At 67.6% G+C, this 26,264-nt stretch carries 27 protein-coding genes; 15 read left to right on the top strand and 12 right to left on the bottom strand.

Annotated elements, in window-relative coordinates; all coding sequences use genetic code 11:
* The first annotated feature begins 4 nt into the window (after positions 1–4).
* The 6 genes from QSJ18_RS12655 (at position 5) to QSJ18_RS12630 (ending at position 4,426) form a co-directional block, all read left to right on the top strand.
* Positions 5–334, top strand: coding sequence for a hypothetical protein (locus tag QSJ18_RS12655; protein WP_286326825.1), 330 nt, complete (start codon positions 5–7; stop codon positions 332–334).
* A 22-nt stretch (positions 335–356) separates the two neighbouring features.
* On the top strand, positions 357–725 hold the full coding sequence (locus tag QSJ18_RS12650) for a YbaB/EbfC family nucleoid-associated protein (RefSeq protein ID WP_286326823.1): 369 nt from the start codon (positions 357–359) through the stop codon (positions 723–725).
* A gap of 31 nt (positions 726–756) precedes the next feature.
* Positions 757–1,368, top strand: coding sequence for a recombination mediator RecR (gene recR / locus QSJ18_RS12645; RefSeq protein ID WP_286326821.1), 612 nt, complete (start codon positions 757–759; stop codon positions 1,366–1,368).
* A gap of 95 nt (positions 1,369–1,463) precedes the next feature.
* Entirely contained in the window at positions 1,464–3,083 is a 1,620-nt protein-coding gene (locus QSJ18_RS12640; protein ID WP_286326820.1) for an alpha/beta fold hydrolase, read from the top strand.
* 16 nt (positions 3,084–3,099) lie between these two features.
* Positions 3,100–3,657 carry a uridine kinase family protein gene (locus tag QSJ18_RS12635; RefSeq protein ID WP_286326819.1) on the top strand — a complete coding sequence of 186 codons (558 nt, stop codon included), beginning with the start codon at positions 3,100–3,102 and terminating at the stop codon, positions 3,655–3,657.
* Positions 3,658–3,667: 10 nt separating this feature from the next.
* Entirely contained in the window at positions 3,668–4,426 is a 759-nt protein-coding gene (locus QSJ18_RS12630) for a uracil-DNA glycosylase (protein ID WP_286326818.1), read from the top strand.
* 45 nt (positions 4,427–4,471) lie between these two features.
* Here the strand turns inward: QSJ18_RS12630 and QSJ18_RS12625 are convergent, their stop codons facing one another.
* Together QSJ18_RS12625 and QSJ18_RS12620 are read right to left on the bottom strand one after the other, a co-directional pair.
* Positions 4,472–5,194: a type 1 glutamine amidotransferase gene (locus QSJ18_RS12625; RefSeq protein WP_286326817.1), complete on the bottom strand. Its 723-nt coding sequence runs from the start codon at positions 5,192–5,194 to the stop codon at positions 4,472–4,474.
* Positions 5,194–6,453, bottom strand: coding sequence for a MurT ligase domain-containing protein (locus QSJ18_RS12620; protein WP_286326816.1), 1,260 nt, complete (start codon positions 6,451–6,453; stop codon positions 5,194–5,196). Before QSJ18_RS12620 ends, QSJ18_RS12625 begins: the two co-directional genes overlap by 1 nt.
* 76 nt (positions 6,454–6,529) lie before the next feature.
* Between QSJ18_RS12620 and QSJ18_RS12615 the strand changes: the two genes are divergently transcribed.
* A complete protein-coding gene (locus QSJ18_RS12615; RefSeq protein WP_286326815.1) occupies positions 6,530–7,585 on the top strand; it encodes an alpha/beta hydrolase in 1,056 nt (351 codons plus the stop codon).
* Here the strand turns inward: QSJ18_RS12615 and QSJ18_RS12610 are convergent.
* Positions 7,495–8,490 carry an EamA family transporter gene (locus QSJ18_RS12610; RefSeq protein WP_286326814.1) on the bottom strand — a complete coding sequence of 332 codons (996 nt, stop codon included), beginning with the start codon at positions 8,488–8,490 and terminating at the stop codon, positions 7,495–7,497. The genes QSJ18_RS12615 and QSJ18_RS12610 overlap by 91 nt on opposite strands.
* Positions 8,491–8,600: 110 nt before the next feature.
* Between QSJ18_RS12610 and QSJ18_RS12605 the strand changes: the two genes are divergently transcribed.
* Positions 8,601–9,482 (top strand): LysR family transcriptional regulator, encoded by an 882-nt coding sequence (locus QSJ18_RS12605; RefSeq protein WP_286326813.1) that lies wholly within the window; start codon positions 8,601–8,603, stop codon positions 9,480–9,482.
* Between the two features lie 92 nt (positions 9,483–9,574).
* Complete coding sequence (locus QSJ18_RS12600) at positions 9,575–9,976, top strand: hypothetical protein (protein ID WP_286326812.1); 402 nt, start codon at positions 9,575–9,577, stop codon at positions 9,974–9,976.
* Positions 9,977–9,988: 12 nt separating this feature from the next.
* Here the strand turns inward: QSJ18_RS12600 and QSJ18_RS12595 are convergent, their stop codons facing one another.
* The 7 genes from QSJ18_RS12595 to leuA form a co-directional block, all read right to left on the bottom strand.
* Entirely contained in the window at positions 9,989–11,008 is a 1,020-nt protein-coding gene (locus QSJ18_RS12595; RefSeq protein ID WP_286326811.1) for an LLM class flavin-dependent oxidoreductase, read from the bottom strand.
* Positions 11,009–11,067: 59 nt separating this feature from the next.
* Positions 11,068–11,457, bottom strand: a complete 390-nt coding sequence (locus QSJ18_RS12590; protein WP_286326848.1) for a DUF5997 family protein — start codon at positions 11,455–11,457, stop codon at positions 11,068–11,070.
* Positions 11,458–11,629: 172 nt separating this feature from the next.
* Positions 11,630–12,778: an acyl-CoA dehydrogenase family protein gene (locus QSJ18_RS12585; protein ID WP_286326810.1), complete on the bottom strand. Its 1,149-nt coding sequence runs from the start codon at positions 12,776–12,778 to the stop codon at positions 11,630–11,632.
* Between the two features lie 52 nt (positions 12,779–12,830).
* On the bottom strand, positions 12,831–13,436 hold the full coding sequence (locus QSJ18_RS12580) for a TetR/AcrR family transcriptional regulator (RefSeq protein WP_286326809.1): 606 nt from the start codon (positions 13,434–13,436) through the stop codon (positions 12,831–12,833).
* Between the two features lie 9 nt (positions 13,437–13,445).
* Positions 13,446–14,639, bottom strand: coding sequence for a thiolase family protein (locus tag QSJ18_RS12575; protein ID WP_286326808.1), 1,194 nt, complete (start codon positions 14,637–14,639; stop codon positions 13,446–13,448).
* 192 nt (positions 14,640–14,831) lie between these two features.
* A complete protein-coding gene (locus tag QSJ18_RS12570) occupies positions 14,832–15,152 on the bottom strand; it encodes a putative quinol monooxygenase (protein ID WP_286326807.1) in 321 nt (106 codons plus the stop codon).
* Positions 15,153–15,382: 230 nt separating this feature from the next.
* On the bottom strand, positions 15,383–17,230 hold the full coding sequence (leuA, locus tag QSJ18_RS12565) for a 2-isopropylmalate synthase (protein WP_286326806.1): 1,848 nt from the start codon (positions 17,228–17,230) through the stop codon (positions 15,383–15,385).
* Between the two features lie 215 nt (positions 17,231–17,445).
* On the opposite strand from leuA, the gene QSJ18_RS12560 reads away from it, so the two are divergent.
* Positions 17,446–18,012, top strand: coding sequence for a nitroreductase family protein (locus tag QSJ18_RS12560; protein ID WP_286326847.1), 567 nt, complete (start codon positions 17,446–17,448; stop codon positions 18,010–18,012).
* Between the two features lie 10 nt (positions 18,013–18,022).
* Here QSJ18_RS12560 and QSJ18_RS12555 read toward each other — a convergent pair whose 3' ends face one another.
* Positions 18,023–19,555 carry an MFS transporter gene (locus QSJ18_RS12555; protein WP_286326805.1) on the bottom strand — a complete coding sequence of 511 codons (1,533 nt, stop codon included), beginning with the start codon at positions 19,553–19,555 and terminating at the stop codon, positions 18,023–18,025.
* Positions 19,556–19,690: 135 nt separating this feature from the next.
* On the opposite strand from QSJ18_RS12555, the gene QSJ18_RS12550 reads away from it, so the two are divergent.
* Both QSJ18_RS12550 and QSJ18_RS12545 read left to right on the top strand, forming a co-directional pair.
* Positions 19,691–20,368 carry a TetR/AcrR family transcriptional regulator gene (locus tag QSJ18_RS12550; protein ID WP_286326804.1) on the top strand — a complete coding sequence of 226 codons (678 nt, stop codon included), beginning with the start codon at positions 19,691–19,693 and terminating at the stop codon, positions 20,366–20,368.
* Positions 20,369–20,417: 49 nt separating this feature from the next.
* The gene (locus tag QSJ18_RS12545) at positions 20,418–20,984 is read left to right on the top strand and encodes a maltokinase N-terminal cap-like domain-containing protein (RefSeq protein ID WP_286326803.1); all 567 of its coding nucleotides are present in this window, start codon (positions 20,418–20,420) and stop codon (positions 20,982–20,984) included.
* 25 nt (positions 20,985–21,009) lie between these two features.
* Here QSJ18_RS12545 and QSJ18_RS12540 read toward each other — a convergent pair whose 3' ends face one another.
* A complete protein-coding gene (locus QSJ18_RS12540) occupies positions 21,010–22,278 on the bottom strand; it encodes a mannosyltransferase family protein (protein WP_462476063.1) in 1,269 nt (422 codons plus the stop codon).
* 244 nt (positions 22,279–22,522) lie between these two features.
* On the opposite strand from QSJ18_RS12540, the gene QSJ18_RS12535 reads away from it, so the two are divergent.
* From QSJ18_RS12535 to QSJ18_RS12525, 3 genes are all read left to right on the top strand, one after another.
* Complete coding sequence (locus tag QSJ18_RS12535) at positions 22,523–23,788, top strand: aspartate kinase (RefSeq protein WP_286326802.1); 1,266 nt, start codon at positions 22,523–22,525, stop codon at positions 23,786–23,788.
* Positions 23,789–23,791: 3 nt separating this feature from the next.
* Positions 23,792–24,817 carry an aspartate-semialdehyde dehydrogenase gene (locus QSJ18_RS12530; protein WP_286326801.1) on the top strand — a complete coding sequence of 342 codons (1,026 nt, stop codon included), beginning with the start codon at positions 23,792–23,794 and terminating at the stop codon, positions 24,815–24,817.
* 157 nt (positions 24,818–24,974) lie between these two features.
* Positions 24,975–26,255: a lipase family protein gene (locus QSJ18_RS12525; protein ID WP_286326800.1), complete on the top strand. Its 1,281-nt coding sequence runs from the start codon at positions 24,975–24,977 to the stop codon at positions 26,253–26,255.
* Positions 26,256–26,264: the final 9 nt, after the last annotated feature.

Here is a 26,264-nt window from a genome sequence, read left to right as displayed (position 1 = left end):
CGTCATGACCATCCGCGCATCCTACGAACGCCATCCGGACCTCGGATGCGAGGCCGTCGTCTTCATCGACGACGAGTCGATGGCGTGTTTCCAGATCCAGCGCGATCTGGTCGGTGGGCCGCGCGCCGACGAATACTGTGTGACGACCGGGGCCAGCGCACCCATCTACGGTGGCATCACCCAGTGGCGCCGTATCGAGGATCGGTTCGAGTTCGCGCTGACCACGCGCGCCGGACGGCTCTTCGGCGACGAACTGCTGTCCTTTGAGGTCAGCCCGGCCGACGACCAGACCGTCGACGAGCTCGCCGAGCATGTCGACCGGTTGCTGCGGTGACCGGGCGACTACTCTGTAACCCGTGACTCAACCTTTCGATCCCAGCGCACTCTTCGGTGGCGGCGACGGCGGCGACAACCCGATGGCCGGGCTGCTCGCCCAGGCGCAGCAGATGCAGTCGCAGCTGCTGAACGCACAGAACGAGATCGCGGCGACCGAGGTCGTCGGAACCGCGGGCAACGGCCTGGTCACCGTGACCGGCAACGGTGCCGGTGAGATCAGCGCCGTGACCATCGACCCCAAGGTCGTCGACGCCGACGACGTGGAGACCCTGCAGGATCTCATCCTCGGTGCGCTGTCGGACCTGGAGTCCAAGCGGACCGCACTGGCGAGCGAGAAGATGGGCCCGATCGCCGGCGGGTTGGGCGGCGGCCTGCCCGGTCTGGGCTGACCGCGGACACCGAAGGACGCGTGACCCGCGGATGTATGAAGGACCGATCCAGGATCTGATCGACGAACTGGCCAAACAGCCGGGGCTGGGGCCCAAGGGTGCCCAGCGCATCGCCTTCGCGCTGCTGGCCGGGGAGAAGAAGGACATCGATCGGCTGATCGCTGCCCTCGGACATGTCCGCGACAACGTCACCTTCTGCGCCGAATGCGGCAACGTTTCGGCGAACCGGCTGTGCCGGATCTGCTCGGATGCCCGCCGCGACGCCACCAAGATCTGCGTCGTCGAAGAACCCAAGGACGTTCATGCCATCGAGCGGACCAAGGAGTTCCACGGCCGGTACCACGTCCTCGGTGGTGCCCTCGACCCGTTGTCGGGGATCGGGCCCGACCAGCTGCGCATCCGTGAGTTGCTGCGACGGCTGGCCAATCAGGAGGACGGCGCCGACGTCACCGAGATCATCGTCGCCACCGACCCGAACACCGAGGGTGAGGCGACGGCCACCTATCTGCTCCGGATGCTCAAAGACTTCCCCGGATTGTCGGTGACCCGGCTGGCGTCAGGCCTGCCCATGGGCGGTGACCTGGAGTTCGCCGACGAACTGACACTCGGCCGCGCATTGTCGGGTCGGCGGATCCTCGCCTGAGGCCGACCGAGTCCCGACGCACGCACCACGGTGGCCGGCCGATGGCCGCGGCGCCGGTCTGCTAGAGATATAGGGTGCCGAGCAGGGGAGTCGTGTTGAGTCATCGTTTCCGAGCGCGTGCCGTCGGTGCGGTTCTGGCCGTCGGAACGGCTGCGGGGGTGATTGCCGCGACGCCGCAGGTGGCGGCCGCCCCACAGCTCAACTGGGGGCCGTGCGCGAAAATCCACGACGCCGACAAGGCGCAGTGCGCCACCATCAAGGTGCCGCGTGACTACGCCAACCCGCACGGCCCGACCATCGACGTGACGATCAGCCGGCTCCCAGCCCGTGATCCCAGCCGCAAACGCGGTGTGCTGGTGGGCAATCCCGGCGGTCCCGGTGGCGATGCGATCGGGCTGTTCCAATGGGCCCCGCCGCCGGCTGCGGTGCGCGACGAGTTCGACCTGGTCGCGGTACAGCCGCGCGGGCTGGTCGGCGGCACCCCGCTCGAATGCGCGCCGTTCACCGCGGCCGACGACTTCGAAGCTCTCGCCAACTACGGTGCGATCAACCGGAATCGGTGTGAAAAGGCCAGCGGCGGCTACGTTCGGACCATCACCACCGAGAACACCGCCCGCGACATCGAGATGGCGCGACGGGCACTCGGTGTCGGCAAGCTCAGCCTGTGGGGCGTCTCCTACGGCACCACGCTGATGTCCACCTATGCGACGCTCTATCCCCAGCACACCGATCGTCTCATCCTGGACTCGGCGGTCAACCCGGATGGGATCTGGAACGACATGGGCCTCGTCCAGACCCCCGGGTACAAGGCTCGGGTCAACGCGATGATGGTGTGGATCGCACAGCACGACAACATCTATCACCTGGGTAAGACACCGCTGTCGGTGTACCGGAAGTGGAGTGCGCGGGTGACGCGGGAAGCCGGTGTGCCGCCGTCTCTGGCCGCGCCGCCCGCACAGGTCGGCGATGTCCCCCCGGGGCTGCGGGCCTGGTCGGATCTGTACCTCGCCGGAACCAATCTGACCGCGGCGTCGCGGGCGGCCTACGAGAACTTCGTCGCCACCATGCTGACCGGCAAGAATCAGGCGACCTCGTCGATGCTCTCGGCGACGCGGATCGTCGCACCCAATCGGGATCTGTGGCCGATCGTCGCGTTGCGGCTGGCGGGTAAGGTCCCGACCCCCAAGAAGCGTCAGCTGTCGGCGCCGGAGAAGGCCGCCACAACGGCGTCGAACAACATGTTCGACGCAATCCTGTGCAACGAGAACCAGTTTCCGGCCCGGCCGGAGCTGATCCCGGCCGCGGTCTACACGAATCTGATCTCCGGCGACATCTTCGAGGCGCCCGGCCTGTTCCGCGCCTCCGGTATCGGCTGTGCCGGTGCCCCGGCGATCGTGCGTCCGGTGCGCACCTACAACCGCGGGCTCCCGGTGCAGCCGCTGCTGATCAACAGTCTCGGCGATCCGCAGACGCCGTACGCCGGGGCGCTGCGGCTGCGTGACGCGATGCGCGCGCATCTCATCACCGTCGGCGGCGGCGACCACGGTCAGATCGGTCGCGACAACCCGAAGCTGAACGCCGCGATCGCGCAGTATCTGACGACCGGACACACCGGCGTGACCTATACCGACCAGGCGCGGATCACCAATCCGTTGGACCGGTTGCCCGCGCCGTCCGGTTCGACCGGGATCGGCCCGGCGCTGCCGGTCGACTGAACGTGATCCGACGCCGATGACCTTCCCCCGCCTCGACGCCGGTCTGGCGAGTCGACTCGACGAGCTGGCCGACGAGATGGCGTCCGGGATCGTCGCGATCGACGGGCCGTCGGGGGCGGGGAAATCCACTGTCGCCGACGCGCTGGTGGCCCGGCTGCGTGCGCGCGGTGTCGGGGTGACGCTGATCCGCACGGACGAGTTCGCCAGCTGGGTCGATCCGGTTTCGTGGTGGCCGGAGCTGGAACGCGATGTGCTGCAAGCCTTCACGCGCCGTCGCGACTATCAGTTCCATCCGCGGGTCTGGCAGGGCGACCGCGCTGAACCGGGGCCGCAGGTATGGCGGCGCTGGGAACCGCTGCTGGTCCTGGAAGGCGTGTCGTCGGCGCGCGCCCGGGTCGCCGATCGGCTGACCCATGCGTTGTGGCTGGACGGGCCGTCGCCGGAGGAACGTCTGGAGCGGGCGGTGGCGCGTGACGGTGAGCAGACGCGGGGCCACCTGCGTCGATGGCAGGAGTTCGAGCGAGGCTGGTTCGCGGTGGACCGAACCCGGGATCGGTGCCTGATCCTGGATTAAGCTGGGCGTCATGGTGGGACGGAGAACTTCCCGTTCGCCGGGCGGGGTGGGCCGCTTTCATGACCTGGCCGAACTCGACGCGGAACTCATCGAATGCCGGGCGTGCCCCCGGCTGGTCGCCTGGCGCGAGCGGGTCGCGATCGAGAAGCGGGCAGCCTTCGCCGACCAAGAGTATTGGCAACGGCCGGTTCCCGGCTTCGGCCCCGACGATGCGGCGTTGCTGATCATCGGTCTCGCGCCGGCTGCCCACGGCGCCAACCGAACCGGGCGGATGTTCACCGGCGATCGCAGCGGCGACTTTCTGTTCGCGGCGCTGCATGCGGTGGGGCTGGCATCGCAGTCGGAGTCGATCTCTGCCGACGACGGCCTACGACTGTACGGAACCCGGATGACCGCACCGGTGAGATGTCCTCCGCCGCAGAACAAGCCGACCGTGGCCGAACGTGACCGGTGTGCGTCGTGGCTGCACGCCGAGCTCGAATTGCTCGCGCCCACCGTGCGATCGGTGGTGACGCTCGGATCGTTCGGCTGGGCGGCAACCCTGCGGACCTTCGGGGCGCTGGGCTGGGAGGTGCCCCGGCCTCGCCCGAAGTTCGCGCACGGTGCGACGACCACCCTCACCCGCGACGATGCCGCCATCGAGGTATTCGGCTGCTACCACGTCAGTCAGCACAACACCTTCACCGGTCGGCTCACGCCGCAGATGGCACAGGAAGTGCTGGCCGCGGCCGGTCGGCATGCGGGTCTGCGGGTAGCGGGCCCTGAATGACGTCCTGCGCTATCGCTCCGCACTCCTGAGGGAGCAGGACGACGCTCAGCCCCGACGACCGGCGGCGAGGCGCTCCCGGCGGAGGCGGTCGACCTGGGGGAGTTCCAGGGGCGGAAGGTCGTCGCGGCCGAGGGCGCGTGCGAGCAGCAGGTCGGCGAGTTCGGGATTGCGGGCCAACGCCGGTCCGTGCATGTAGGTGCCGATCACCGATCCCTGCACGACACCCTCGGTGCCGTCGCCGACACCGTTGCCGACCCCGTGGCGAACACGGCCCAGGGGTGCCGCACCGGCGCCGAGAGTCGTTCCGCCGCGGTGATTCTCGAACCCGCTCAGGGGAGCTGTGAGTCCGCCGAGCACCGGTTCGGTGACAAGCTCGCCGATACTGCGCTCGGCCTGAGGGGCGGTGGTCAGGTCGAACAGCGAGATGCCGTCGACGCGTTCACCGGCCGAGGTCTCGTACCAGTGGCCGAGTACCTGGATGGCCGCACAGATGGCCAAGACCGGACGCCCGGCGGCGGCCGCACGCTGCAGTCCGGGGAACCGGGTCAGATGGCGGGTGGCCAGACGTTGGGCGTAATCCTCGGCACCGCCGAGCGTGTACACGTCGAGAGAGTCGGGCACCTCGTCGTCGAGGGTGATGTGAATGATCTCGGCGTCGATGCCGCGCATCCGGGCGCGCTGACGCAGGATGAGCGCGTTGCCGCCGTCACCGTAGGTGCCCATCACATCGGGCAGGACCAGGCCGATCCGCAGCGTCGACTCACTCATCACTGCCCCTTCCGGGCGCTGGCGGCGCGATCGAGGGCCAATCCGAGGTCGCGGAAGGCGGTGTAGTTGGCGAGCACTTCGACGCGGCCGGGCGGGCAGGACTCGATCGCCTTGAGCGGGTCGTCGATGGTGGTGTGTTCGGCACCGGCGTAGAGCAGCCGAACGGAGAGGTCGGCGGCCCGTTCTCCGGCCGCGACGACCTGCATCGTCTCGAAGGCCTCGAACCGGACGTCCCACAGCCAGGACAGATCCTCGCCGTCGGGGACCTGCCCGTTGACCGCGATGACCAGGCCGTCGGCGTTCTGGTCGATCATCGACAGCGCTTCCTGCCAGCCTGCCGGGTTCTTGGCCAGGAGTGTGCGCACCGAATGGTTGCCGATGTGGTGGATGCCGTAGCGGCCCGCGACCTCGCCGACCGTACCGACCCCAGCGACGGCCTTGGCCGGATCGGCGCCCATGGCGACTGCCGCCGCGACCGCCTGCGTCGCATTGCCGCGGTTCGCCCGGCCTGGTACCGACAGTTCGAGCCGCGCTTGGAAACCGTGGGGCCCGTAGATGTTCTCGTCGTCGAACCACCAGTCGGGGGTGGGGCGGCGGAACTTGTCGTCACCGGTGGACCGCCAGTCCTCGCCGGACCGGATGATCGGTTCACCGGTGCGCGGGCAGCTCACCGAGTCGCCGACCCAGCTCGCACCTGCGGCCACCCACACCACGTTCGGGGCGTCGAAGGCAGCCGAGGTGACCAGCACGTCGTCGCAATTGGCGACCACGATTGCGTCGCGGTGACGGGCGATACCCTCGCGGAGCCGGCGTTCGATCAGGTTGATCTCGCCGACACGATCCAGCTGATCCCGGGAAAGGTTGAGCAGCACAAGAACTTCGGGGTTCACGGCGTCGCTGACATGCGGTACGTGCAGCTCGTCGACCTCGAGTGCGGCGATCGGCGCGGTGCGCTGCAAGCTCAGTGTGGCGATGATGCCCGCGTCCATGTTGGCGCCGTCGGCCTGAGTCGCGACCTCGCCGAGTTCGCTGAGCGCGGCCGCGGTCATGCGGGTCGTCGTCGACTTGCCGTTGGTGCCGGTGATGATCGCGGTGCGTTTGCCCGCGGCGAGGCGTTGCATGATGTCGGGGTCGATCTTCGCGGCGATCAGGCCGCCGATCATCGACCCCTTGCCACGTCCCGCGGTCCGCGACGCCCAGCGAGCCGCAGCGGCTGCGGTGAGAGCGATGGAGGTACGGACGGGGACGCGATCGGGCATAGCGACGAGTCTGTCACAGGTGATGGTGTGGAGCGCCGGCGTGGCGGGTCGGCCCGAGCGCGTAAGCTACCCGGCTGTGAGCCGTGCCACAGAACTGAAGCTATCGTGGTCCGCGCGCGTTCGTCGCGCCTTCCTGATGCCGCTGGCCAAGATGCCGGCGCTCACCGCGCCGCTGGCGCGGCGGACCAAGGTCAACGCCGACGGTGAGCAACTGGCGCCGGAGGTGGCCTTGGTCGGCTGGTCGGCACAGAACCTGCCCGGGATGGGCCTCGGCGGTCGGGAGGTCGGGCCATCGCGCACGCAGCTCGATGAGACCGCGGCGATGATGGCCGAAGCCCAGCCGCCGTTCGCCGTGGAGGAAGACCTCACCTTCGACGGGCCGGGCGGGCGCATCGGCGTCACCCGGTACCGCGCCACCGAGGCGTCCGCCGGGGTTCTCCTCTACTTCCACGGCGGCGGGTGGGTGCTCGGTAGTCGCGTCAGTCACGACGGGATCGCCCGTCGACTCGCCGTCGGGGCCGGCGTGGACGTGGTGTCCGTCGACTACCGGCTGGCACCGGAGAATCCGTTCCCGGCCGCGGTCGAGGATGCGGTCGCGGCCTGGCACTACGTCGTCGGGATGGCGCAAACCTGGGGGGTCGATCCGCACCGGATCGTCGTCGCGGGTGATAGTGCCGGCGGCAATCTCGCGGCGGTGGTCGCCGCGCAGGTCCGGGGTGAATCGGTGGTCCCGGCGCTGCAGTTGCTGATCTATCCGGTCACCGACCTGTCCACGCGGCATCCGTCGCGGGTGGAGTTCGAGTCCGGACATTTCCTGACCGAGGAACGAATGCACTGGTTCACCGAGCGCTATGTGCCCAATATTTCCTCCCGTACCGACCCTCGGGCGTCGCCCCTGCTCGCCGATAATCTGTCCGGGCTGCCGCCCGCACATGTGGTGGTCGCCGGTTTCGATCCGCTACGCGACGAGGGCCTGGCCTACGCCCGGCGCCTCGAGCAGGCTGGGGTGCCGGTCACCGTACAGCGTGAGGGCTCGATGATTCACGGCTTCGTCAACATGACACTGCTCAGTGCGGGCGCGCGGGCCGGGGTCGACCGCATGGTCGAGGCGATCGGGTCTCGGCTCGCCTGAGCTGACGGTGCTCGGGGTCGGGACACGGGTGCGGCGAGTACGCCGGTGGCGCACCCGACGATGACGATGGCGGCCCCGATCAGCGCGATGACGGTCGGTGCCTCGCCGAGGAGTGCCCAGGACGCGGAGATACCGACGACCGGCACGAGGAGGGACAGCGGGGCGACCCGACTGGCCTCGTAATGGGCAATCAGTGACATCCAGATGCCGGCACCGGCGATGGTACCCAGAACGACCAGGTATGTGAGTCCGCCGAGCGCAGCCAACCCGGAGTGGCTGCCGAGCGTTGCCATCGCGTGGAAACCGGCACCGGGCCCTTCGACGATCAGGCTGAGCAGATAGAGCGGGATCGGCGGGATCACCGACATCCACAGGGTCATCCGCAGTGCGTCGTCGGGGCGGGCCATCCGTCCGGCGATGTTGCCGACTGCCCATGACAGCCCGGCCAGCACGGTCAGGCCGATCGGAATCAACGCACCCACACCGGCGGAGGTGCCGGTTGCCTGATCGACAGCGATGAGGGCCATTCCGCCGACGGCCGCGACGATGCCGAGCGTCTGCAGCGGGTTCATCCGTTCACGGAGGAACAGCACCCCCAGGATCACCGTGAACGGCGCAGAAGTCTGCAGGACGAGCGAGGCCAGTCCGGTCGGCATACCCACATGCATGGCCAGGAACAGGAAGGCGAACTGCAGTGTCCCGAACCCCGCCCCGTAGAGCAGAAACCATCCGATGCGCACCCTCGGGAACCCGACGAACAGCATGACCGGAAGGGCCATCACCGCGAAACGTAAGGCGGCGAAGAAGAACGGCGGGAAGTGGTCGAGCCCGAGGTGGATCGCGATGAAGTTGACTCCCCACAACAGGACGACGACGAGTCCGAGGCAGCGATCGCGGGTGGTCATAAGGCCATGGTCGCGGGTCAATTATTGTAGGACAATCGAATTTATTTGGAACAACGATTCAGTTATTCTTCACATAGTGCCGACGGTGCTTCGTTGAGTGGACGGTGGCGATGGATATCAAGCGGCTGCGAATACTGCGCGAGTTCGCCGATCGCGGGTCGGTCGGCGCGGTGGCGGGCGCCCTGCACATGACGCCGTCAGCGGTGTCGCAGCAACTGAAGGTGCTGGCCAAAGAGGCCGGGGTCGACGTGCTGGAACAAGATGGCCGTCGGATTCGCCTGACCGCCGCCGGCCGGGCTCTGGTCCTACGCGCCGACGACGTGATCGCCGCGGTGGAGCGGGCGCAGGAGGAGATGGCGTCGTACCGCACGGGCAACGCCGTGGTGCGGCTGGCCATGTTCCCGTCCGGGGCCGCCCTGCTGCTGCCGCAGGTGCTGACCACCGCGACGACCGCGGGTGTCGACATCCGTGCGTCGCATCTGGATGTCGGATACGCCGATGCACCACCGGCTTTGGCTGACCATGACATCGTCGTCACACACCGCGACGAGCGCACCGCGCCGGTGAGTCTGCCCCGCGTTCAGGTGACCGAACTGATGCGGGAGCCGCTCGACGTGGTGGTGTCGCCGACCTCGGGTCTGGCCGGACGGGACACTGTCTCGGTTGCCGAACTGGCCGACTGTGATTGGATCAGCGTCGAAGGTGGTTTCCCGGTAGATGATGTGCTGCTGTCGATTTCGGCGGTAACCGGGGTAGCGCCGCGGGTGACGCAGCGGATGCTCGACTTCACCACCATCGAGGCGTTGGTGGCTGCCGACCACGGGATCGCCCTGATGCCCCGGTTTGCGGTGCGCCATCCGGGAGTGAAGCGGTTGGAACTCAAGGGAGTTCGGGCCGCCCGTGTCTATGAGGCGCTGGCCCGTCCCCGAACTCGTTCCGCCGTTGGCCGGGTGGTGGCTGCGCTGGTCGCGGCGAGTCGGCAAGCGCAGTGACGGCGCCGGTCGAAGCCTTCTCGCGGTGTCGCTCAACTCGGGCATGCCAACACGGTTCTCCTGGCCTGTCGGCTGTGGCATCATCGGCAGCTATGAGCAAAATCGGGGTAATGCTTGCGGCGGGGATTCTCACCGTGGGGATCGGTGGAATCGGTATCGGGTCGACGGTCGGTGCGGGTGATGCGGAGGCGGTGGTCGGTCCGCGGATCGCGGTCGCCGCCGACGGTGTCACCAACTGGCAGATCACCTACGACAAGGGGGATGCACGCCGGACCGACTGCACTCTGTTCGTCGCAGGCAAACGTGTGGTCAAGGACTCGGCGTCGGGGTCGGTCACCTTGCCCGGCGCGGCGGTGACCGCCGGCCGCCACGCCGTGCAGATGCGTTGCGGCGCACAGGTCAGCCCGACGCTGTGGCTGTACGCGCCGCGCGGCCAGATCAACGACATCGCCACCTGGGGCAGCAACTTCACCGCGGGCATCCTGGGGTTCTGAACGCGCGGTGAGTTACCGCCAGCCGAGCGCCGGTGCGACGTGGGTGAGGATCGATTCGATCACGTGCGCGTTGTAGTCGACGCCGAGTTGGTTGGGCACGGTGAGCAGCAGCGTGTCGGCGGCCGCGATGGCCTCGTCCTCGCGGAGCTGTTCGATGAGTCTGTCGGGTTCGTCGGCGTAGCTGCGTCCGAAACGGGCCACCGAGTTGTCGATGACGCCGACCTGGTCGTCCTCGGCGCCGCGGCGTCCGAAGTAGGCGCGGTCCCGGTCGTCGACGAGTGCGAAGATGCTGCGGCTCACCGACACTCGTGGTGTCCGGGAGTGTCCTTCGGCGGCCCAGACGGTGCGGAATCGTTCGATCTGTTCGGCCTGCAACTGGTGGAACGGGACGCCGGTGTCCTCGGTCAGCAGCGTCGACGACATCAGATTCATGCCCTGGCGTGCCGTCCATTCCGCAGTTGCGCGGGTGCCCGCACCCCACCAGATACGGTCACGCAGTCCGGGGGATTGCGGTTCGATGGGCAGTGGGCCGGGCGGATTGGGGAACATCGGGCGCGGATTCGGCTGGGCGAAGCCGTGTCCGGAGATGACCTTGAGAAAGACATCGGTGTGTTCGCGGGCCATCTCAGCATCGGAAGAACCGTCGGGTGGGACATAGCCGAAGTACTTATAGCCGTCGACGACCTGCTCGGGTGATCCGCGCGACACTCCCAGCTGTAGCCGCCCGCCCGCGATCAGGTCCGCGGCGCCGGCGTCCTCGGCCATGTAGAGCGGGTTCTCGTACCGCATGTCGATGACCCCGGTGCCGATCTCGATGGAATCGGTTCGTGCGCCGATGGCAGCGAGCAGCGGAAATGGGGAGGCGAGCTGGCGGGCGAAGTGGTGGACGCGGAAGTACGCGCCATCGGCGCCGAGCTCCTCGGCAGCCACCGCGAGTTCGATCGACTGCAGGAGGGCGTCGGCACCGGAGCGTACCGCCGATCCCGGGGTGTCGGACCAGTGGCCGAAGGACAGGAATCCGATCTTCTTCATGATCAGCTAAACGTACCGCGGTCCGGTTAATTCCCGGAAGGGCATGGTGCAGCTGGTTCTCACTCGTCCTGGTCGGCGGCGGCCTGTTCGCGCTCGCGCCGCTGGTCGGCGTGCAGCGACCGGACCCGACGTTCCTCGCGCAGCACCTCGACGTGTTTGGCCCGCTCAGCGGCCAGCCAGTCGGGCATCTCGTCGAGCAGCGCGGTGATCTGTGCGGTCGTCAGGGCGTCGGTCACCTCGCCACGGGTGAGGCCCGAGTTGGAGATGCCGAGCTTCGCGGCGACCAGGTTCTTGGGGTGCGGGCCATTGGCACGCAGATCGCGCAACCACTCCGGCGGATCGGCCTGCAGCGCGGCCAACTCGGTCCGGGTGATGGACCCGGCGCGGAACTCCGCAGGGGTGGCCGGCAGGTAGACGTCCAGCTTCTTGGCGGCCGTGGCCGGCTTCATCGACTGAGAGCTCATATGCGCAGCGTACGGTAGCTCGGCCCCCGGTCAGAAACCGTTTGCCCCGGGGTCGTCGGGGACCCGGCCGAGCGCCACGCGAAAGGCCGGTGACGGCGGCGTCGAGGTTGGGAGAACTCCGATACCGACCGCCACCGGCCTTGTCGTCGTGACTGGACTAGACGCCCAGGTCGCGACCGATGATGTCCTTCATGATCTCGGTGGTACCGCCGAAGATGGTCTGGATGCGAGAGTCCTTGTAGGCGCGGGCAACCCGGTATTCGTTCATGTAGCCGTACCCGCCGTGCAGCTGCAGACAGTTGTCGATCACGCGCTTGGCCAGCTCGGTGCACCACCACTTGGCCTTCGACGCGTCCACGGCACTCAGTTCGTCGTCGCCGACGGCCTGCAGGCACCGGTCGATGTAGACCTCGGCGAGGTCCAGTTCGGTGGCCATCTCGGCGAGCGTGAAACGGTTGTGCTGGAAGGTGCCGATCGGCTTGCCGAACGCCTTGCGGTCCTTGGTGTACTGCAGGGTCTCCTCGAAGATCGCGCGGGCACCGGCGATCGCGCCGATCGCGATGGACAGGCGCTCGGACGGCAGATTCTGCATCAGGTGGTAGAAGCCCTTGTTCTCCTCGCCGAGGAGGTTCTCCTTGGGTACACGCACGTTGTTGAAGTGCAGTTCGGCGGTGTCCGCGGACTTCAGACCCATCTTGTCGAGTTTGCGACCGCGCTCGAAACCTTCCATGCCGCGCTCGACGACGAGCAGGGAGAACGCCTTGTGGCCGGCGCCCGGGTCCGGGTTGGTGCGGCACACCACAACCACCAGGTCGGAGTTGATACCGGCCGAGATGAAGGTCTTGTTGCCGTTGATGATGTAGTCGTCGCCGTCCTTCTTGGCGGACGTCTTGATGCCCGCGAGATCCGAGCCGGCACCCGGCTCGGTCATGGCGACTGCGAGAATCGTTTCGCCGGTGGCGATTCCGGGCATCCAGCGCTTGCGCTGTTCGTCGTTCGCCAGGTGCAGGAAGTACGGCGCGAGGACGTCGTTCTGCAGGCTCAGGCCAGGGGCCGCGCCGTCGAAGCGGGCGAACTCCTCGACGACGACCGCGTTGAAGCGGAAGTCGTCGCTGCCGCCGCCGCCGAACTCCTCGGGAATGTTGAAGCCGAGCAGTCCGGCGTCGCCGGCCTTCTTGTACACCTCGCGGGCGACGACGCCGTCACGCTCCCACTCCTCGGTGTGCGGTGCGCATTCGCGGGCCAGGAATTCGCGGGCGGACTGCCGGAGGGCTTCGTGTTCAGCTTCGAAGATGCTGCGTTTCATGGGTGTTCTCCTCGATCTCTTGTCGTCAAAGTCGTTGTGGGACAGATGATTGTCAGGTAGCGCCGACGGCGCGCAGCGAGGTGGCCGCATAGGATCTGGCCACCTCGGCCGGTGTGCGGGCGCCGTCGGGTCGGTACCAGATCGTGACGGCCTGGCAGGCGCCCAGCAGGTAGCGCTGGGTTTCTTTGATGTCCTGGTCGATGTGGAAATCTCCGGCGTCGATGCCGCGACGAAGGATGTCGGAGATCAGATCCTCCATCTCGCTGCGCACCGCGACATAGTCGGCGCGTCGGGGGTGGTCGGCTTCGACGTAGCGGAATTCGCCTGCGGTGGCGGCGAGTTCGAGGTCGGCGGTCATGTGGATGACAATCGCCTCGATGGCATTCGACAACTGCTCGACCGGGGTGTGCCCCTCGGCGACGGCGGCCCGAACCCGGGCGAGGCTCGACTCGACCCCAGCCTGCAGGACGGCGACCAGGATGCCCTGCTTGTTCTCGTGGTGGTAGTAGAGCGTCGGCAACGACACCCCGGCCCGCGATGCGATATCGCGGGTCGAGGTGCCGTGGAAGCCGCGCTGGTGGAAGGCCTTCTTGGCCGCCACCAGAATCGGACTCAGGGTCGTCGGCCTGGTGCTACGCCAGTCGGTGAGTTCAGGCACCACCGGTGTCTACAGCCGCTCGATGATGGTGGCGTTGGCCATACCCGCACCTTCACACATGGTTTGCAGTCCGTACCGGCCGCCGGTCACCTCAAGGTGGTTGACCAGCGTGGACAGCAGACGGGTGCCCGACGATCCCAGCGCATGACCGAGGGAGATCGCGCCGCCTCGCGGGTTCAGCTTGGCCGGGTCGGCACCGAACTCGTGGGCCCACGCCATCGGCACCGGTGCGAACGCCTCATTGACCTCGTAGGCGTCGATGTCGTCGATGCTCAGACCGGAACGCTTGAGGATCTTGTGGGTGGCCGGGATGGGGGCGGTCAGCATGAAGATCGGGTCGTCGCCGGCCAGCGAGAACGAGTGGAATCGGGCGCGCGGGGTCAGACCCAGCTTCGAGGCCATGGTGTCGCTCATGATCAGCGCTGCCGACGCACCGTCGGTCAGCGGCGACGAGTTGCCCGGCGTGATGTGCCAATTGATCTCGGGGAACCGCTGGGCGGTCTCCTCGGTGTAGAACGACGACTTGAGGCCGCCGAGTTTGTCCGCGGTCGTGCCCGCGCGAACGGTCTCGTCGACGGCGTGGCTGCGGAGGTTGCCATCGGCGTCAGGGACGTCGATAGGGATGATCTCGCGGTCGAAGAAGCCGTCGGCGATGGCGGCCGCCGAACGTCGATGGGATTCGGCGGCGAATGCGTCGAGGGCGTCGCGGTCGAATTTCCACTTGGCGGCGACGAGTTCGGCCGAGATCCCCTGGTTGACCAGGCCGTCCGGGTAGCGGGCGGCCATACTCGGACCGTGCGGCTTCTGGCCGGCCGAGGCAAAGCCCATCGGGACGCGGCTCATCGACTCGACGCCGGCCGCGATGACGATGTCGTAGGCGCCGGCGATGACGCCCTGCGCGGCGAAGTGGGCGGCCTGCTGGCTCGAACCGCACTGACGGTCGACCGTGGTCGCGGGCACCGATTCGGGGATACCGGCGGACAGCAGCGCCGAACGGGAGATGTTGAGGGCCTGCTCACCGGCCTGACTCACACAGCCGCCGATGACGTCGTCGATCTGGGCGGGATCGATGTCGTTGCGTTCGACGATGGTGCGCAAGACGTGGGCGAGAAGTTCGACGGGTTTGGTCTCCGACAGTGCGCCGCCGGGCTTGCCCTTTCCGGACGCGAGGCGTGCGACATCGACGATGACGGCTTCGGGCATGGTGTGTCCTCTCGGTCGCGAACGCGTGTTTGATGGCACGCGGCGGATGAGCATCGTGTGGCGATGCGGGTCCGCGGCTCGCCGATCTAACGCTCGTTCTACTGGTTTAGCACGGACGATCGCGAGGATTCAAGGGTTTGGCGAAGAGAGTGGAAACGGCCGTGGTCAGATCACGGCTGTTCCGCCGGTGAATCAGATGGTGCCCTGGTCGGTGGTGCCGGCTGCGACGGCGGTAAACGTCTTGACGTCCAGCGGTCCGGCGAGCAGCCCGCCGATCTTGGCACCCAGCTCGGTCAGCGCCGGCGCGCCGCCATGGGTGGCCAGCGCCTCCATCGATTCCCAGCGCTCGATCATCACCAGGTCGGTCGAGTCGCCGGTCGCCTCATGCAGGGCGTACTTTCCGCAGCCCGGCTCGTCGTGCACCTGCGGGATGGCGGCGAGGACGGCGTCGCGGACCGCGGCCTCCTCGCCGGGCTTGGGGGAGATGGTGGCGACGACGATGATGGCGGTCATGGATGGTTCTCCTGACGACTTCTGGTGGGGATGCTCCGAACGGGTGTGAGGTTAGGCGAAGAACGCTGGGGCCGGGCGGGTTTGGGACAGCGAATAAAGACGGGCCGGACATGCCGACGGGGATCTCCCGTGTCGGGTGGCATGTCCGGCCCAGTCGTCACGACGTATGCGGGGGTAGCCCGCGCGTCGTGGGTCACAGGGGGTGAGCGGCTTCGGAGCCGCGTGTCGGGTTACGGCGCCCAGGTGCGCGGTGCGGCGGCGGCCTCCTCGGCCGGAGCCGCGGCCAGGTAAGCACGGTTCACCGCGGATACGACGGCACGCAGGCTCGCGGTGGTGATCGATGATGCGACACCGACACCCCACACCGTCTCGCCGTTGACCTCGGCCTCGACGTAGGCCGCGGCGCTGGCATCGCCACCGGCGGTCAGCGCATGCTCGCTGTAATCCAGGACGCGCACGTCATAGCCGGTGGTCGACAACGCATCGACGAAGGCGGCCAGCGGTCCGTTGCCTGTGCCGGTGATCTCCCGCTCGTTGCCCTCGACCTTCACGATCGCGGTGATGGTGTCCTCGCCGCCGTCGACCTCCGCGGCGTCGACCTTCTGGCGCATCCGCTCCAGCGGCCAGATCGGCTGCAGGTAGTTCTCCGCGAAGACGTCCCACATCTCCTTCGGGTTGACCTCGCCGCCCTCGCCGTCGGTGATCTTCTGGATCTCCCGGCTGAACTCGATCTGCAGGCGCCGCGGCAGATTCATGCCGTGGTCGGCCTTCATGATGTAAGTGACGCCACCCTTGCCGGACTGGCTGTTGACGCGGATGACCGCCTCGTAGCTGCGTCCCACATCCTTGGGATCGATCGGCAGGTAGGGGACCTCCCAGACGATGTCGTCGACGTCGGAGTCGGCCTTGTCCGCGGCGATCTTCATCTCGTCGAGACCCTTGTTGATCGCGTCCTGATGGCTGCCGGAGAAGGCGGTGAACACCAGGTCGCCGCCGTACGGGTGACGTTCGGGAACGCGCAACTGGTTGCAGTATTCGACGGTGCGACGGATCTCGTCGATATCGGAGAAGCTGATCTGCGGGTCGACGCCGCGGCTGAACATGTTCATACCGAGCGTCACCAGGCACACGTTGCCGGTGCGCTCACCGTTGCCGAACAGGCAGCCCTCGATGCGATCGGCGCCGGCCGCATAGCCCAGCTCGGCAGCGGCGACGCCGGTGCCGCGATCGTTGTGCGGATGCAGGCTCAGGATGATCGAGTCACGACGCTCCAGGTTGCGGTGCATCCACTCGATGGAGTCGGCGTACACATTCGGCGTCGCCATCTCGACCGTCGCCGGCAGGTTGATGATCATCGGCTTGTCCGGGGTCGGCGCGATGACCTCGGTGACCGCGTCGCACACATGCTTGGCGTAGCTCAGCTCGGTGCCGGTATACGACTCCGGCGAGTATTCGTAACGCCAGGTGGTGTCCGGATACTTCTTGGCGGTCTCCAGGCACAGACGGGCGGCGTCGGTGGCGATCTTGGTGATCGCGTCCTTGTCGGCACGGAAGACGACACGACGCTGCAGGATCGAGGTCGAGTTGTAGAAGTGGACGATGACGCTGGTGGCGCCGCGGCAGGCCTCGAAGGTGCGCTCGATCAGCTCGGGCCGGGACTGGGTCAGCACCTGGATGGTGACATCGTCGGGGATGGCGCCGTCCTCGATGATCTCGCGGACGAAGTCGAAGTCGGTCTGGCTCGCCGACGGGAAGCCGACCTCGATCTCCTTGTAGCCCATCCGGACCAGGAGTTCAAACATGCGGCGTTTACGCGCCGGGCTCATCGGATCGATGAGGGCCTGGTTACCGTCACGCAGGTCGACCGCGCCCCACAGCGGCGCCTTCGTGATGACCTTGTCGGGCCAGGTGCGATCGGGCAGCGAGATCTGCTCGACCTCGTCGGCGAACTGGCGGTAACGGTGCACCGGCATGGCCGAACTGCGCTGCGGATTCCAGCTGGGCTGATCTGCGGGAATAGGGCCGGCCGGCTCTACGATGCGGCTGGCTCCGGAAGTGAAGGCGTCTGCTGCTGCCATTTGAGGTCAATCTCCATGTATGGAAGGGGAGTGACCGGCGCGTGATTGGGCCCCGCGACGGAGAGCCGGTCGTTTCAGACCCCGCCGCGGCAACCGAGAAGGAGTGCACGCTGCATGCAATCCAGAGTAACCCCGATCCATCTCGAAAACCAAAATCTTTCACCAGGGTGGATTCGATGGAGGACGTGTCCGGCGACGTCACTACCCTCGGTGGCGTGCATGAACTGATCAGTGGTCGATGGAGTGCCCGCGGATACGACGACCAGGCGACGATCACCGCCGCCGAGGTGGCCACGATCCTCGACGCGGGCCGCTGGGCGCCGACCTGGGGTCGCATCCAGCCGGTGCGTTTCATCGTCGGGTTGCGCGGTGACGACACCTTCGATCGGCTTGCAAAAGCGTTGAGCCGCGGCAACATCGGCTGGGCGCCGCGAGCATCGGCGCTCGTGCTGGTGTGTACCACCAACGACGTCGAGGACGCCAAGGCGCAGACCTACGGTGCCGTCGACCTCGGTCTCGCGGTGTCGCAGATGCTGATCCAGTCGGAGGCGCTCGGCTACAACGCACATCCGATGGCCGGCTTCGACGTTTCGGCCGTCACCGAGGACTTCGCGCTGCCCGTGGACAAGCGTGCCCTGCTCGTGGTCGCCGTCGGGCGACTGGCCGACAGTGCATCGTTGCCGCCGGAGATCGTCGAACGCGATGCACGCCCACGGACGCGGCTCGGCCTCGACGAGGTCGCCTTCACCGGGACGTGGGGACGGGCCTTCGGGACCGGCTGAGCCGTCGCCGCTACTGCGGGAGGATCGGCTCCTCGCGCCGCACCGCGGTATCGCGCAGCACGAAGGCCATCACGACTGCGAGGACGGCGAGCAGGATGGTCGACGTCGCCACCGCGGCGTGCAGCCCGTCGACGAACGCCTCGCGGGCCGCACTCGCCACGGCGGTGCCGGCCGCACCGGCTCCCTCGGCGTGGTCGAGGGTGGCGCCGAGTGTGTCGTCGAAGTCGGTGCCGTTCGCGCCGGCGCGAAAGACCGCGGTGGCGAGCGAGCCGAGAAGGGCCAGGCCGAGGGCGGTACCGAGTTCGAAACTCGTCTCCGACACTCCCGACGCGGCGCCGGACCGTTCCACCGGGACCGATCCGAGCACGATGTCGGAGACCAGGCTGAACTGCACGCCGTAGCCGATACCGGCGATCACCGTGGCAGCCAGATAGATCCACAGCGGGCTGGTCGTCGACGACAGTAGGAGCGTCGCGTTGCCGATCGCGGCCAGGGCGACGGCACCGACGAAGGTGACCCGCGTTCCCAATGCAGCCGAGATGCGCGTCGCTCCGATGGAGAAGACTGCGACTGCGACCGCCATCGGCAGCCCGGCCAGGGCCGCGGCGAGGACGTCATGACCCATCACCGACTGGAGATAGATACTGGTCAGGTAGGACATACCGCCGAGCGACATCATGCCGGTCAGGGCGACCAGGATGGCGACGGTGAACTGCGGGTTCGAGAAGAGTGTCAGGTCGAGCAGTGGAGACGTGATGCGCCGCTGGTGGACGACGAAGACGCACAGCATCCCGACGCCGAAGACACCCATCAGGGCGGTGGGGACGTCGAGGCCGTCGGCGGCGATCGTCTTGACGGCATAGACCAGGGGCAGGATCCCGAGCATCGACAACCCGATGCCGACCACGTCGAAGGGGCCGGTCGCGCCTGCCCGGTACTCGGGGATGAGCCGGGGCGCGAGGATGAACAGGATCGCCAGCACCGGCACGTTGATCAGGAAGACGACGCCCCACCAGAAGTCGTGTAGCAGGAATCCGCCGATCACCGGGCCGAGTGCGCTACCGCCCGCGAAGGCGGAGGTCCACACGCCGATCGCGCGGCCGCGATCGCGGGGGTTGGTGAACATATTCGCGATCAGCGAAAGGCTCGACGGCATCAGCGTCGCGCCGCCGACACCCATCAGTGCGCGTGCGGCGATGAGGACCCCGGCGGTCGGCGCGAAGGCGGCGATGACCGACGCGATGCCGAACAGTGCGGCACCGGCCAGCAGCACGCGCCGACGGCCGATCCGGTCGCCGAGGTTGCCCATGGTGATGAGCAGTCCGGCGATCAGGAAGCCGTAGATGTCGACGATCCACAGTTGTTGTGCCGCCGACGGTGCGAGGGCTTCGGTGATCGCCGGGGTGGCCAGGTAGAGGACGGAGAAATCCATCGACACCAGCAGCACCGGCAGTGTCAGGACGGCCAGGCCCCACCACGCGCGGTGGTCGGTGCCCGCGGATTGCGGTGGGCACTGCTGCGACGGGTCGACCTGGGTGGACATGCGGGAAGCTCCTGGGATATCGGGTGGCGTGCGGCGCCGCGACCTGGGGTGCGTACGCCGTACGCGTGAAAGGTACCCAGGTGGGTACGCTGTACGCAACCCGAATATTCCCGCACCCCGCGAGAGGAACGCCGCGTGACGCCGTCCGACGCCGTCAAACTGACCTTGCCCGCGATCGTCGACGCCGCCATCGCGGTCGCCGACCGTGACGGCATCGGCGGGTTATCGATGCGGCGGATCGCCGACGAGATCGGTGTCGGCGCGATGTCGTTGTACCGCCACGTGGCGGACAAGGACGCACTGGTCGTCGCGATGGCAGAGGAACTCGGGCGCAGGTTCTCCTACCCGGAGGAAGGTTCAGGAGACTGGACCTGGCATGACCGTGTCCGGATCGCCGTCGACATCGACTGGGAGCTCTACCGGCAGCATCCCTGGGTGGTCTTTGCCTATGCGGCGCCGCGCTACAGCTTCGGAACCGAATCGCTGGACGGACTCGAGTGGCTGGCCGCCGGTTTCCTCGACCTCGGCGTCGACGCCACGCGGGCCACCGAGATGGCGCTGACGGTGTGGAACCACGTCAACGGGGTCGCGCTCGCCGGAGCGAGTGAGCAACTGCTGAACTCGGAGCCGTCGCGGGACCACACGAGCGGACTCGCCGAGGTGATCGCCGGGCGCGTGGCGAGTGCGCGGCCGACGCTGGGTCGCCTCGCCGACGACCCCGCCGCGGGCCGACTGACCGATCCTCGCGCGATCCTCGACGCCGGGATCGCCGCGCTGTGCGCGGGCTTCGAAGCCGAGGCGCGCGGTACATGATCGTCGGGGACCGATTGTCGCGCCGCCGGCGATGTGGTGACATCGGGCGATGGCCGTCATCCACAACACCACGATGGTGCCGGGAAAACTCGATCTGCTGACCGAATGGCTGCCGACCCGCGAGTGGTATCGCGGATTGGCAACCCCGAACCTGCGCAAGGCCGGTGGCTTCCGACTCGACGACCCGGCCGGGCAGGTCGGTATCGAGGTGATGATCGTCGTCGATCTAGACGACGCCGCTCCCACCGCAGAATCCCCGGCCTACCTGGTCCCGATGACCTACCGCGACGCGCCGTTGCCCGGTGCCGAGCTGATCGGCACCTCCACGCACGGTGTGCTGGGTCTGCGCTACATCTACGACGCGACCACCGATCCCGTCTTCGTCGACCAGTTCGCCGCGCTGGGTGCGGGTCGAGTCCCGGCGCAGGCACAGTCGGTGAGCAATCAGCCGGACCCGACCGTCGGGGTGAGCGTCGAGTCCGGTGGGCGGGCGGGCGGATGGAGCGTCGTGCGCGTTCTGGCTCCCGGTTCGGCGCCGGACGCGATCCTGGCCGACTGGACCGATGCCGCCGGGCTGGTCCGCCGGGGACCGGTCGCCATCGCCCGACCCTCGTAGCCGCAGAACCGCGACCGGGACGGGTTCAGATGGCGTTGGGGAACACCGTCAGCATGTGCGCGCCAAACCACGAACTGCCCAGCACGATCGGAACGAGCAGTGCAACCCCGAGTCCGCGGCGTACCCGCGCCAGCGCCATCGCCAGCGGCACCAGCAGTACGAAAGCCGGCAGCAGCAGCCGCGGCCGACTCATCATCAGCCCGGTCGAGATCAGGATCGACACCACCACCAGCGTGCCGTAGACCAGGACCGGCCACGGCATTCGTGCCCACACCGCGACGCCGACCATCACGATCGACGCCAGGATCACCATGGCGGTCGCGGTGTGCGCGACAACATCGGAGTCGCCGAGGGTGTCGTTGACGAATCGGTAGGCAGCCACCCCGAAGTCCAGCGAGGTGTCCCAGCCGTCCTTCTGCACCTCGAACCAGCCGGTCGGGCTGCCGGTCTGCGCCCACACCACCGACAGATATCCGAGGTAGCCGAGCGGAGCGAGGATCACCGCGAACCATGCGCGCGGTTCGTCGCGGCGGACCAGCGCGATGATCGCGGCAAGCATGACCACACCGATGAGCACCACCGACGTCGGGCGGCAGGTGCCCGCGAACAAGGTCATGACACCGGCCAGCAGCCATCGGCCTTCGAGCACCCCGACCAGTGCCCAGACGGCCAGCGCGCAGAACAGCGCCTCGGTGTAGGCCATGTTCAGCACGACCGACATCGGGGTGGCGGCGAACAACGCCACCAGGAACAGGCCCGTCGCACGGGGATCGGCCGCACCGATCGGCGAGCGCCCCGACATCTGCGTCGCGCACAGGTGGCCGAGCCGAGCGGCCCCCACCGCGGCGAGGCATCCGAGCACGACGTTGACGCCGATGGCGGCCCCGAACGGCGAGACCAGCGGCAGCCGGGCGACCGCCCCGACGAGATACGGGTAGCCGGGGAAGAAGGCGTAGGCGGTGTCGGCGGTGTGCACCCCGTAGGCGTCGGTCAACGTGGCGGGCACACCGCCGTAACCGTGTGCGGCGATCGACAACATCCATTCGCCATCCCAGACCGCCAGACGACTGCGCAGCGTCTCCGAGTGCAGTGTGGCCATCCGGGTCAACGTCAGCACCCCGAGCAGGCGGATCAGCAGGAAGACGAGAATCGCTTCGACCCACCAGGCGTGCGGGTGTGCGTGCAGTGTCCGGATCCGATCGCGCAGGTTCGCCGATGGTGGTGGACGGTCCTGAGTATCTGGGCGCGACGGACCAGCGGTGCCGGTGTGCGCGGCGTCGGATGGGGTGCCCACCCCAGCGATCGTAGGGCCTGCGGCCCGCGCGCCCCGGTGGGCGCTCCGTGACCGAGCTCACCGGGAATCGGCGCCCGGGAGCCGCGCCGGTAAGGTTGTCCCGAGCAGAGGACGGCAACGGCGCCGCCAAGAGGTCGGTTCCGATGCCGACGACCGCCGTTCACGATCGGCGGCAGGGTGGTCGAGCGCCGACCGCCGACAAGACTTGACTGCCGACCTCAGGTCGGCGAGGAGGTAGCTCGACGTGGCACTGGTGGTGCAGAAATACGGCGGATCCTCGGTCGCGACGGCCGAGCGGATTCGACGGGTCGCCGAGCGCATTGTCGAGACCAAGAAGCAGGGCAACGACGTGGTGGTCGTCGTCTCGGCGATGGGCGACACCACCGACGAACTGCTCGATCTCGCCCAGCAGGTCAACCCCGCGCCACCCGCGCGTGAGATGGACATGCTGCTGACCTCCGGCGAGCGGATCTCGAATTCGCTTGTCGCGATGGCGATCAGCTCGCTCGGTGCGCAGGCGCAGTCGTTCACCGGCTCGCAGGCGGGGGTCATCACGACCAGCAGTCACGGCAAGGCGAAGATCATCGACGTCACGCCGGGGCGCGTCCGCACCGCGCTGGACGAGGGCAATATCGTGCTCGTCGCCGGTTTCCAGGGCGTCTCGCAGGACACCAAGGACGTGACCACGCTTGGTCGCGGTGGGTCGGACACCACCGCGGTCGCACTCGCCGCGGCCCTGGAGGCCGACGTCTGCGAGATCTACACCGACGTCGATGGCATCTACACCGCCGATCCGCGCATCGTGCCCGATGCTCGCCATCTCGAAACCGTCTCCTTCGAGGAGATGCTGGAGATGGCCGCCTGCGGCGCCAAGGTCCTGATGCTGCGCTGCGTCGAATATGCCCGCCGCTACAACGTTCCCGTTCATGTGCGCTCGTCGTACTCGACCAAACCCGGCACGATGGTGACCGGATCGATGGAGGACATTCCCGTGGAAGAAGCCATTCTCACCGGAGTCGCGCACGACCGCAGCGAGGCCAAGATCACCGTCGTGGGCCTCGAGGACAAGCCGGGTTACGCCGCGAAGGTGTTCCGCGCGGTCGCCGAAGCCGAGATCAACATCGACATGGTGCTGCAGAACATCTCGAAGGTGGAGACGGGCAAGACCGACATCACCTTCACGCTGCCGCGTGAGCTCGGACCGCTCGGCGTGGAGAAGCTCAAGAAGCTGCAGGCCGAGATCGGGTTCACCGATCTGCTCTACGACGATCACATCGGCAAGGTGTCGCTCGTCGGTGCGGGTATGAAGTCCCATCCGGGCGTCACCGCGACCTTCTGCGAGGCGCTCAGTGAGGCAGGCATCAACATCGAGTTGATCTCCACCTCGGAGATCCGTATCTCGGTGCTGTGTCGTGACACCGAACTCGACGATGCGGTGCGCGCGCTGCACGCCGCCTTCGACCTCGGCGGCGATGAGGAAGCCGTCGTCTATGCCGGAACGGGGCGATAAGTCATGGGTGTGAAGATCGGTGTTGTCGGCGCGACCGGACAGGTCGGTGGCGTCATGCGAACCCTGCTGGCGCAGCGCAATTTTCCCGCCGATGAGGTGCGATTCTTCGCGTCGTCGCGGTCGGCGGGCAAGAAGCTGCCGTGGGGTGACGGTGAGATCGTGGTCGAGGACGCGGCGACCGCCGACCCGTCCGGACTCGATATCGCGCTGTTCTCCGCGGGGGCCACGATGTCGCGTGAGCAGGCTCCGCGGTTCGCGGCGGCCGGGGTGACGGTCATCGACAATTCGTCGGCCTGGCGCAAAGACCCCGACGTTCCGCTGGTGGTCTCCGAGGTCAACGGCGAACTGGCGAAGAACCCGCCCAAGGGCATCATCGCCAATCCGAACTGCACCACGATGGCCGCGATGCCGGTGCTCAAGCCGCTGCACGACGAGGCGGGTCTCCGACGACTGATCGTGTCGAGCTACCAGGCGGTCTCCGGCAGTGGGCTGGCCGGTGTCGCCGAATTGGCCTCGCAGGCGCGTGCCGTCGTCGACGACGCCGAGAAGCTCGTCTACGACGGATCGGCCGCCGACTTCCCGGCGCCGGACAAGTACGTCGCGCCGATCGCCTTCAACGTCGTCGCGCTGGCCGGTTCGCTGGTCGACGACGGTTCCGGTGAGACCGACGAGGATCAGAAGCTGCGCAACGAGTCGCGCAAGATCCTGGGATTGCCCGAACTGCTGGTCAGCGGCACCTGCGTGCGGGTGCCGGTCTTCACCGGGCATTCGCTGTCGATCAACGCCGAGTTCGCCGATCCGCTGTCGGTGGCCCGCGCCCAGGAGATTCTGGCGTCGGCGCCCGGCGTCGACCTGGTCGATGTGCCGACCCCGCTGGCCGCGGCTGGTCAGGACAACTCGCTGGTGGGCCGGATCCGGCAGGATCCCGGTGCTCCCGAAGGTCGCGGTCTCGCGCTGTTCATCTCGGGTGACAACCTTCGAAAGGGCGCTGCGCTCAACACGATCCAGATTGCGGAGCTACTCGTCTGAGCTTCGGCTGAGGGCGCGCGCACCATTCACGAACGGGACCACCGGTTCATTTGAACCGGTGGTCCCGTCGTCTGTACGGGGGGTGGCTGGTGCCGCTCCAAAAGTTGGACGGGACCCTGGTCACACGTCCAGATTACTGTGCGGTAGCTTACTGTTCATGAAACAAAACGGGGGATACCTCTCTATGAAATGGCTGCGGCGGGGGGCTGTCGCAACTGTCATCGGCGCGGTGGTCGCCGGCGGATCGCTGGTCGCGGCGCCGTCCGCGGACGCTGTCGGAGACTTCTACACTCCGCCGACGACGATCTCGTCGACGCCGGGTTCGATCGTGCGCAGCCAGCCCAGCCCGCTGCTGCTGCAGATCCCGGGCGCACCCAACCAGTGGCCGGGGACCGCCAAGCGCGTCATGTACACCTCGACCTACCAGGACGGAAAGCCTGCCGCCGTCACCGGAACGTTCATCGAGCCGACCGCCGCATGGCGCGGCAAGGGTGCGCGGCCGACGGTCGTCGTCGGACCGGGCACCATCGGCCAGGGCGACCAGTGCGCGTCGTCGAAGATGATGGCGCTGCCGATGTCGGTGGACATCACCCAGCCGAGCATCGGCGTCAACTACACGGCGCCCGAGATGTACTACATGCTGCTCAACGGGGTGCGGGTCTTCGTCACCGACTACATCGGTATGGGTACGCCTGGGATCCACACCTACGTCAACCGGCTGGAGAGCGGTCACGCGATGCTCGACGGTGCCCGCGCGGCACTCCGCATCGCCGGTGCCCCGGCAGGTGCTCCGGTCGGCTTCGCCGGCTACTCGCAGGGTGGCGGTTCGGCTGCCTCCGCCGCCGAACTGGCGTCGACCTACGCACCGGAACTCAACGTCCGCGGCACCTATGCGGGCGCCCCGCCCGCCGATCTGCTCAAGGTCATCCCAGCTATCGACGGCAGCACCATCGCCGGTGCGATCGGCTTCGCGATCAACGGCCTGACCGCCCGCTACCCGCGGGTCGGCGAAGTCGTGCGCGCCGAGACCAAGCCCGCGGGCAAGGCCGCGCTGAAGAAGTTGTCGCGTCAGTGCATCGGCGACATCATCATGAGCTTCCCGTTCGCCAACACCAAGAGCTGGACGCGGACCGGTGAGAGCCTGTCGTCGCTGATCGCCCGCTACCCGGATGTCACGCGCATCGTCGGCGAACAGCGGATCGGTACGCTCAAGCCGAATGCGCCGGTGTTCGTCGAGGGCGGTGTCGCCGACGACGTGATCCCTTACGGCCAGGTCGTCTCCCTGGTGCGTGACTGGCGGGCGCAGGGTGCGCAGGTGACCTTCCTGCCCAACACGACGCCGCCGATCCTGACCAAGTCGATCATCAACCATGTCGTGCCGATGCTGGCGACGTTCCTGCCGGGGATGGAATTCCTGCTGGCACAGTTCAATCGCTGATCGTCGGAC

Origin of the sequence: Gordonia heveisoli (assembly GCF_030315745.1) — a bacterium.
In the GTDB taxonomy this organism is placed as follows: domain Bacteria; phylum Actinomycetota; class Actinomycetes; order Mycobacteriales; family Mycobacteriaceae; genus Gordonia.
The sequence above is the reverse complement of the archived record's forward strand: the minus strand, read 5'-3'. Positions and strand labels throughout refer to the sequence as shown.

What these genes read in the sequence shown, in the direction of transcription:
- QSJ18_RS12655 (WP_286326825.1), top strand. Translation starts at nt 5, where the DNA reads ATGACCATCCGCGCATCCTACGAACGCCATCCGGACCTCGGATGCGAG.
- recR (WP_286326821.1), top strand. Translation starts at nt 757, where the DNA reads ATGTATGAAGGACCGATCCAGGATCTGATCGACGAACTGGCCAAACAG.
- QSJ18_RS12635 (WP_286326819.1), top strand. Translation starts at nt 3,100, where the DNA reads ATGACCTTCCCCCGCCTCGACGCCGGTCTGGCGAGTCGACTCGACGAG.
- QSJ18_RS12630 (WP_286326818.1), top strand. Translation starts at nt 3,668, where the DNA reads ATGGTGGGACGGAGAACTTCCCGTTCGCCGGGCGGGGTGGGCCGCTTT.
- QSJ18_RS12625 (WP_286326817.1), bottom strand. Translation starts at nt 5,194, where the DNA reads ATGAGTGAGTCGACGCTGCGGATCGGCCTGGTCCTGCCCGATGTGATG.
- QSJ18_RS12620 (WP_286326816.1), bottom strand. Translation starts at nt 6,453, where the DNA reads ATGCCCGATCGCGTCCCCGTCCGTACCTCCATCGCTCTCACCGCAGCC.
- QSJ18_RS12610 (WP_286326814.1), bottom strand. Translation starts at nt 8,490, where the DNA reads ATGACCACCCGCGATCGCTGCCTCGGACTCGTCGTCGTCCTGTTGTGG.
- QSJ18_RS12605 (WP_286326813.1), top strand. Translation starts at nt 8,601, where the DNA reads ATGGATATCAAGCGGCTGCGAATACTGCGCGAGTTCGCCGATCGCGGG.
- QSJ18_RS12600 (WP_286326812.1), top strand. Translation starts at nt 9,575, where the DNA reads ATGAGCAAAATCGGGGTAATGCTTGCGGCGGGGATTCTCACCGTGGGG.
- QSJ18_RS12595 (WP_286326811.1), bottom strand. Translation starts at nt 11,008, where the DNA reads ATGAAGAAGATCGGATTCCTGTCCTTCGGCCACTGGTCCGACACCCCG.
- QSJ18_RS12590 (WP_286326848.1), bottom strand. Translation starts at nt 11,457, where the DNA reads ATGAAGCCGGCCACGGCCGCCAAGAAGCTGGACGTCTACCTGCCGGCC.
- QSJ18_RS12585 (WP_286326810.1), bottom strand. Translation starts at nt 12,778, where the DNA reads ATGAAACGCAGCATCTTCGAAGCTGAACACGAAGCCCTCCGGCAGTCC.
- QSJ18_RS12575 (WP_286326808.1), bottom strand. Translation starts at nt 14,639, where the DNA reads ATGCCCGAAGCCGTCATCGTCGATGTCGCACGCCTCGCGTCCGGAAAG.
- QSJ18_RS12570 (WP_286326807.1), bottom strand. Translation starts at nt 15,152, where the DNA reads ATGACCGCCATCATCGTCGTCGCCACCATCTCCCCCAAGCCCGGCGAG.
- leuA (WP_286326806.1), bottom strand. Translation starts at nt 17,230, where the DNA reads ATGGCAGCAGCAGACGCCTTCACTTCCGGAGCCAGCCGCATCGTAGAG.
- QSJ18_RS12555 (WP_286326805.1), bottom strand. Translation starts at nt 19,555, where the DNA reads ATGTCCACCCAGGTCGACCCGTCGCAGCAGTGCCCACCGCAATCCGCG.
- QSJ18_RS12545 (WP_286326803.1), top strand. Translation starts at nt 20,418, where the DNA reads ATGGCCGTCATCCACAACACCACGATGGTGCCGGGAAAACTCGATCTG.
- QSJ18_RS12530 (WP_286326801.1), top strand. Translation starts at nt 23,792, where the DNA reads ATGGGTGTGAAGATCGGTGTTGTCGGCGCGACCGGACAGGTCGGTGGC.
- QSJ18_RS12525 (WP_286326800.1), top strand. Translation starts at nt 24,975, where the DNA reads ATGAAACAAAACGGGGGATACCTCTCTATGAAATGGCTGCGGCGGGGG.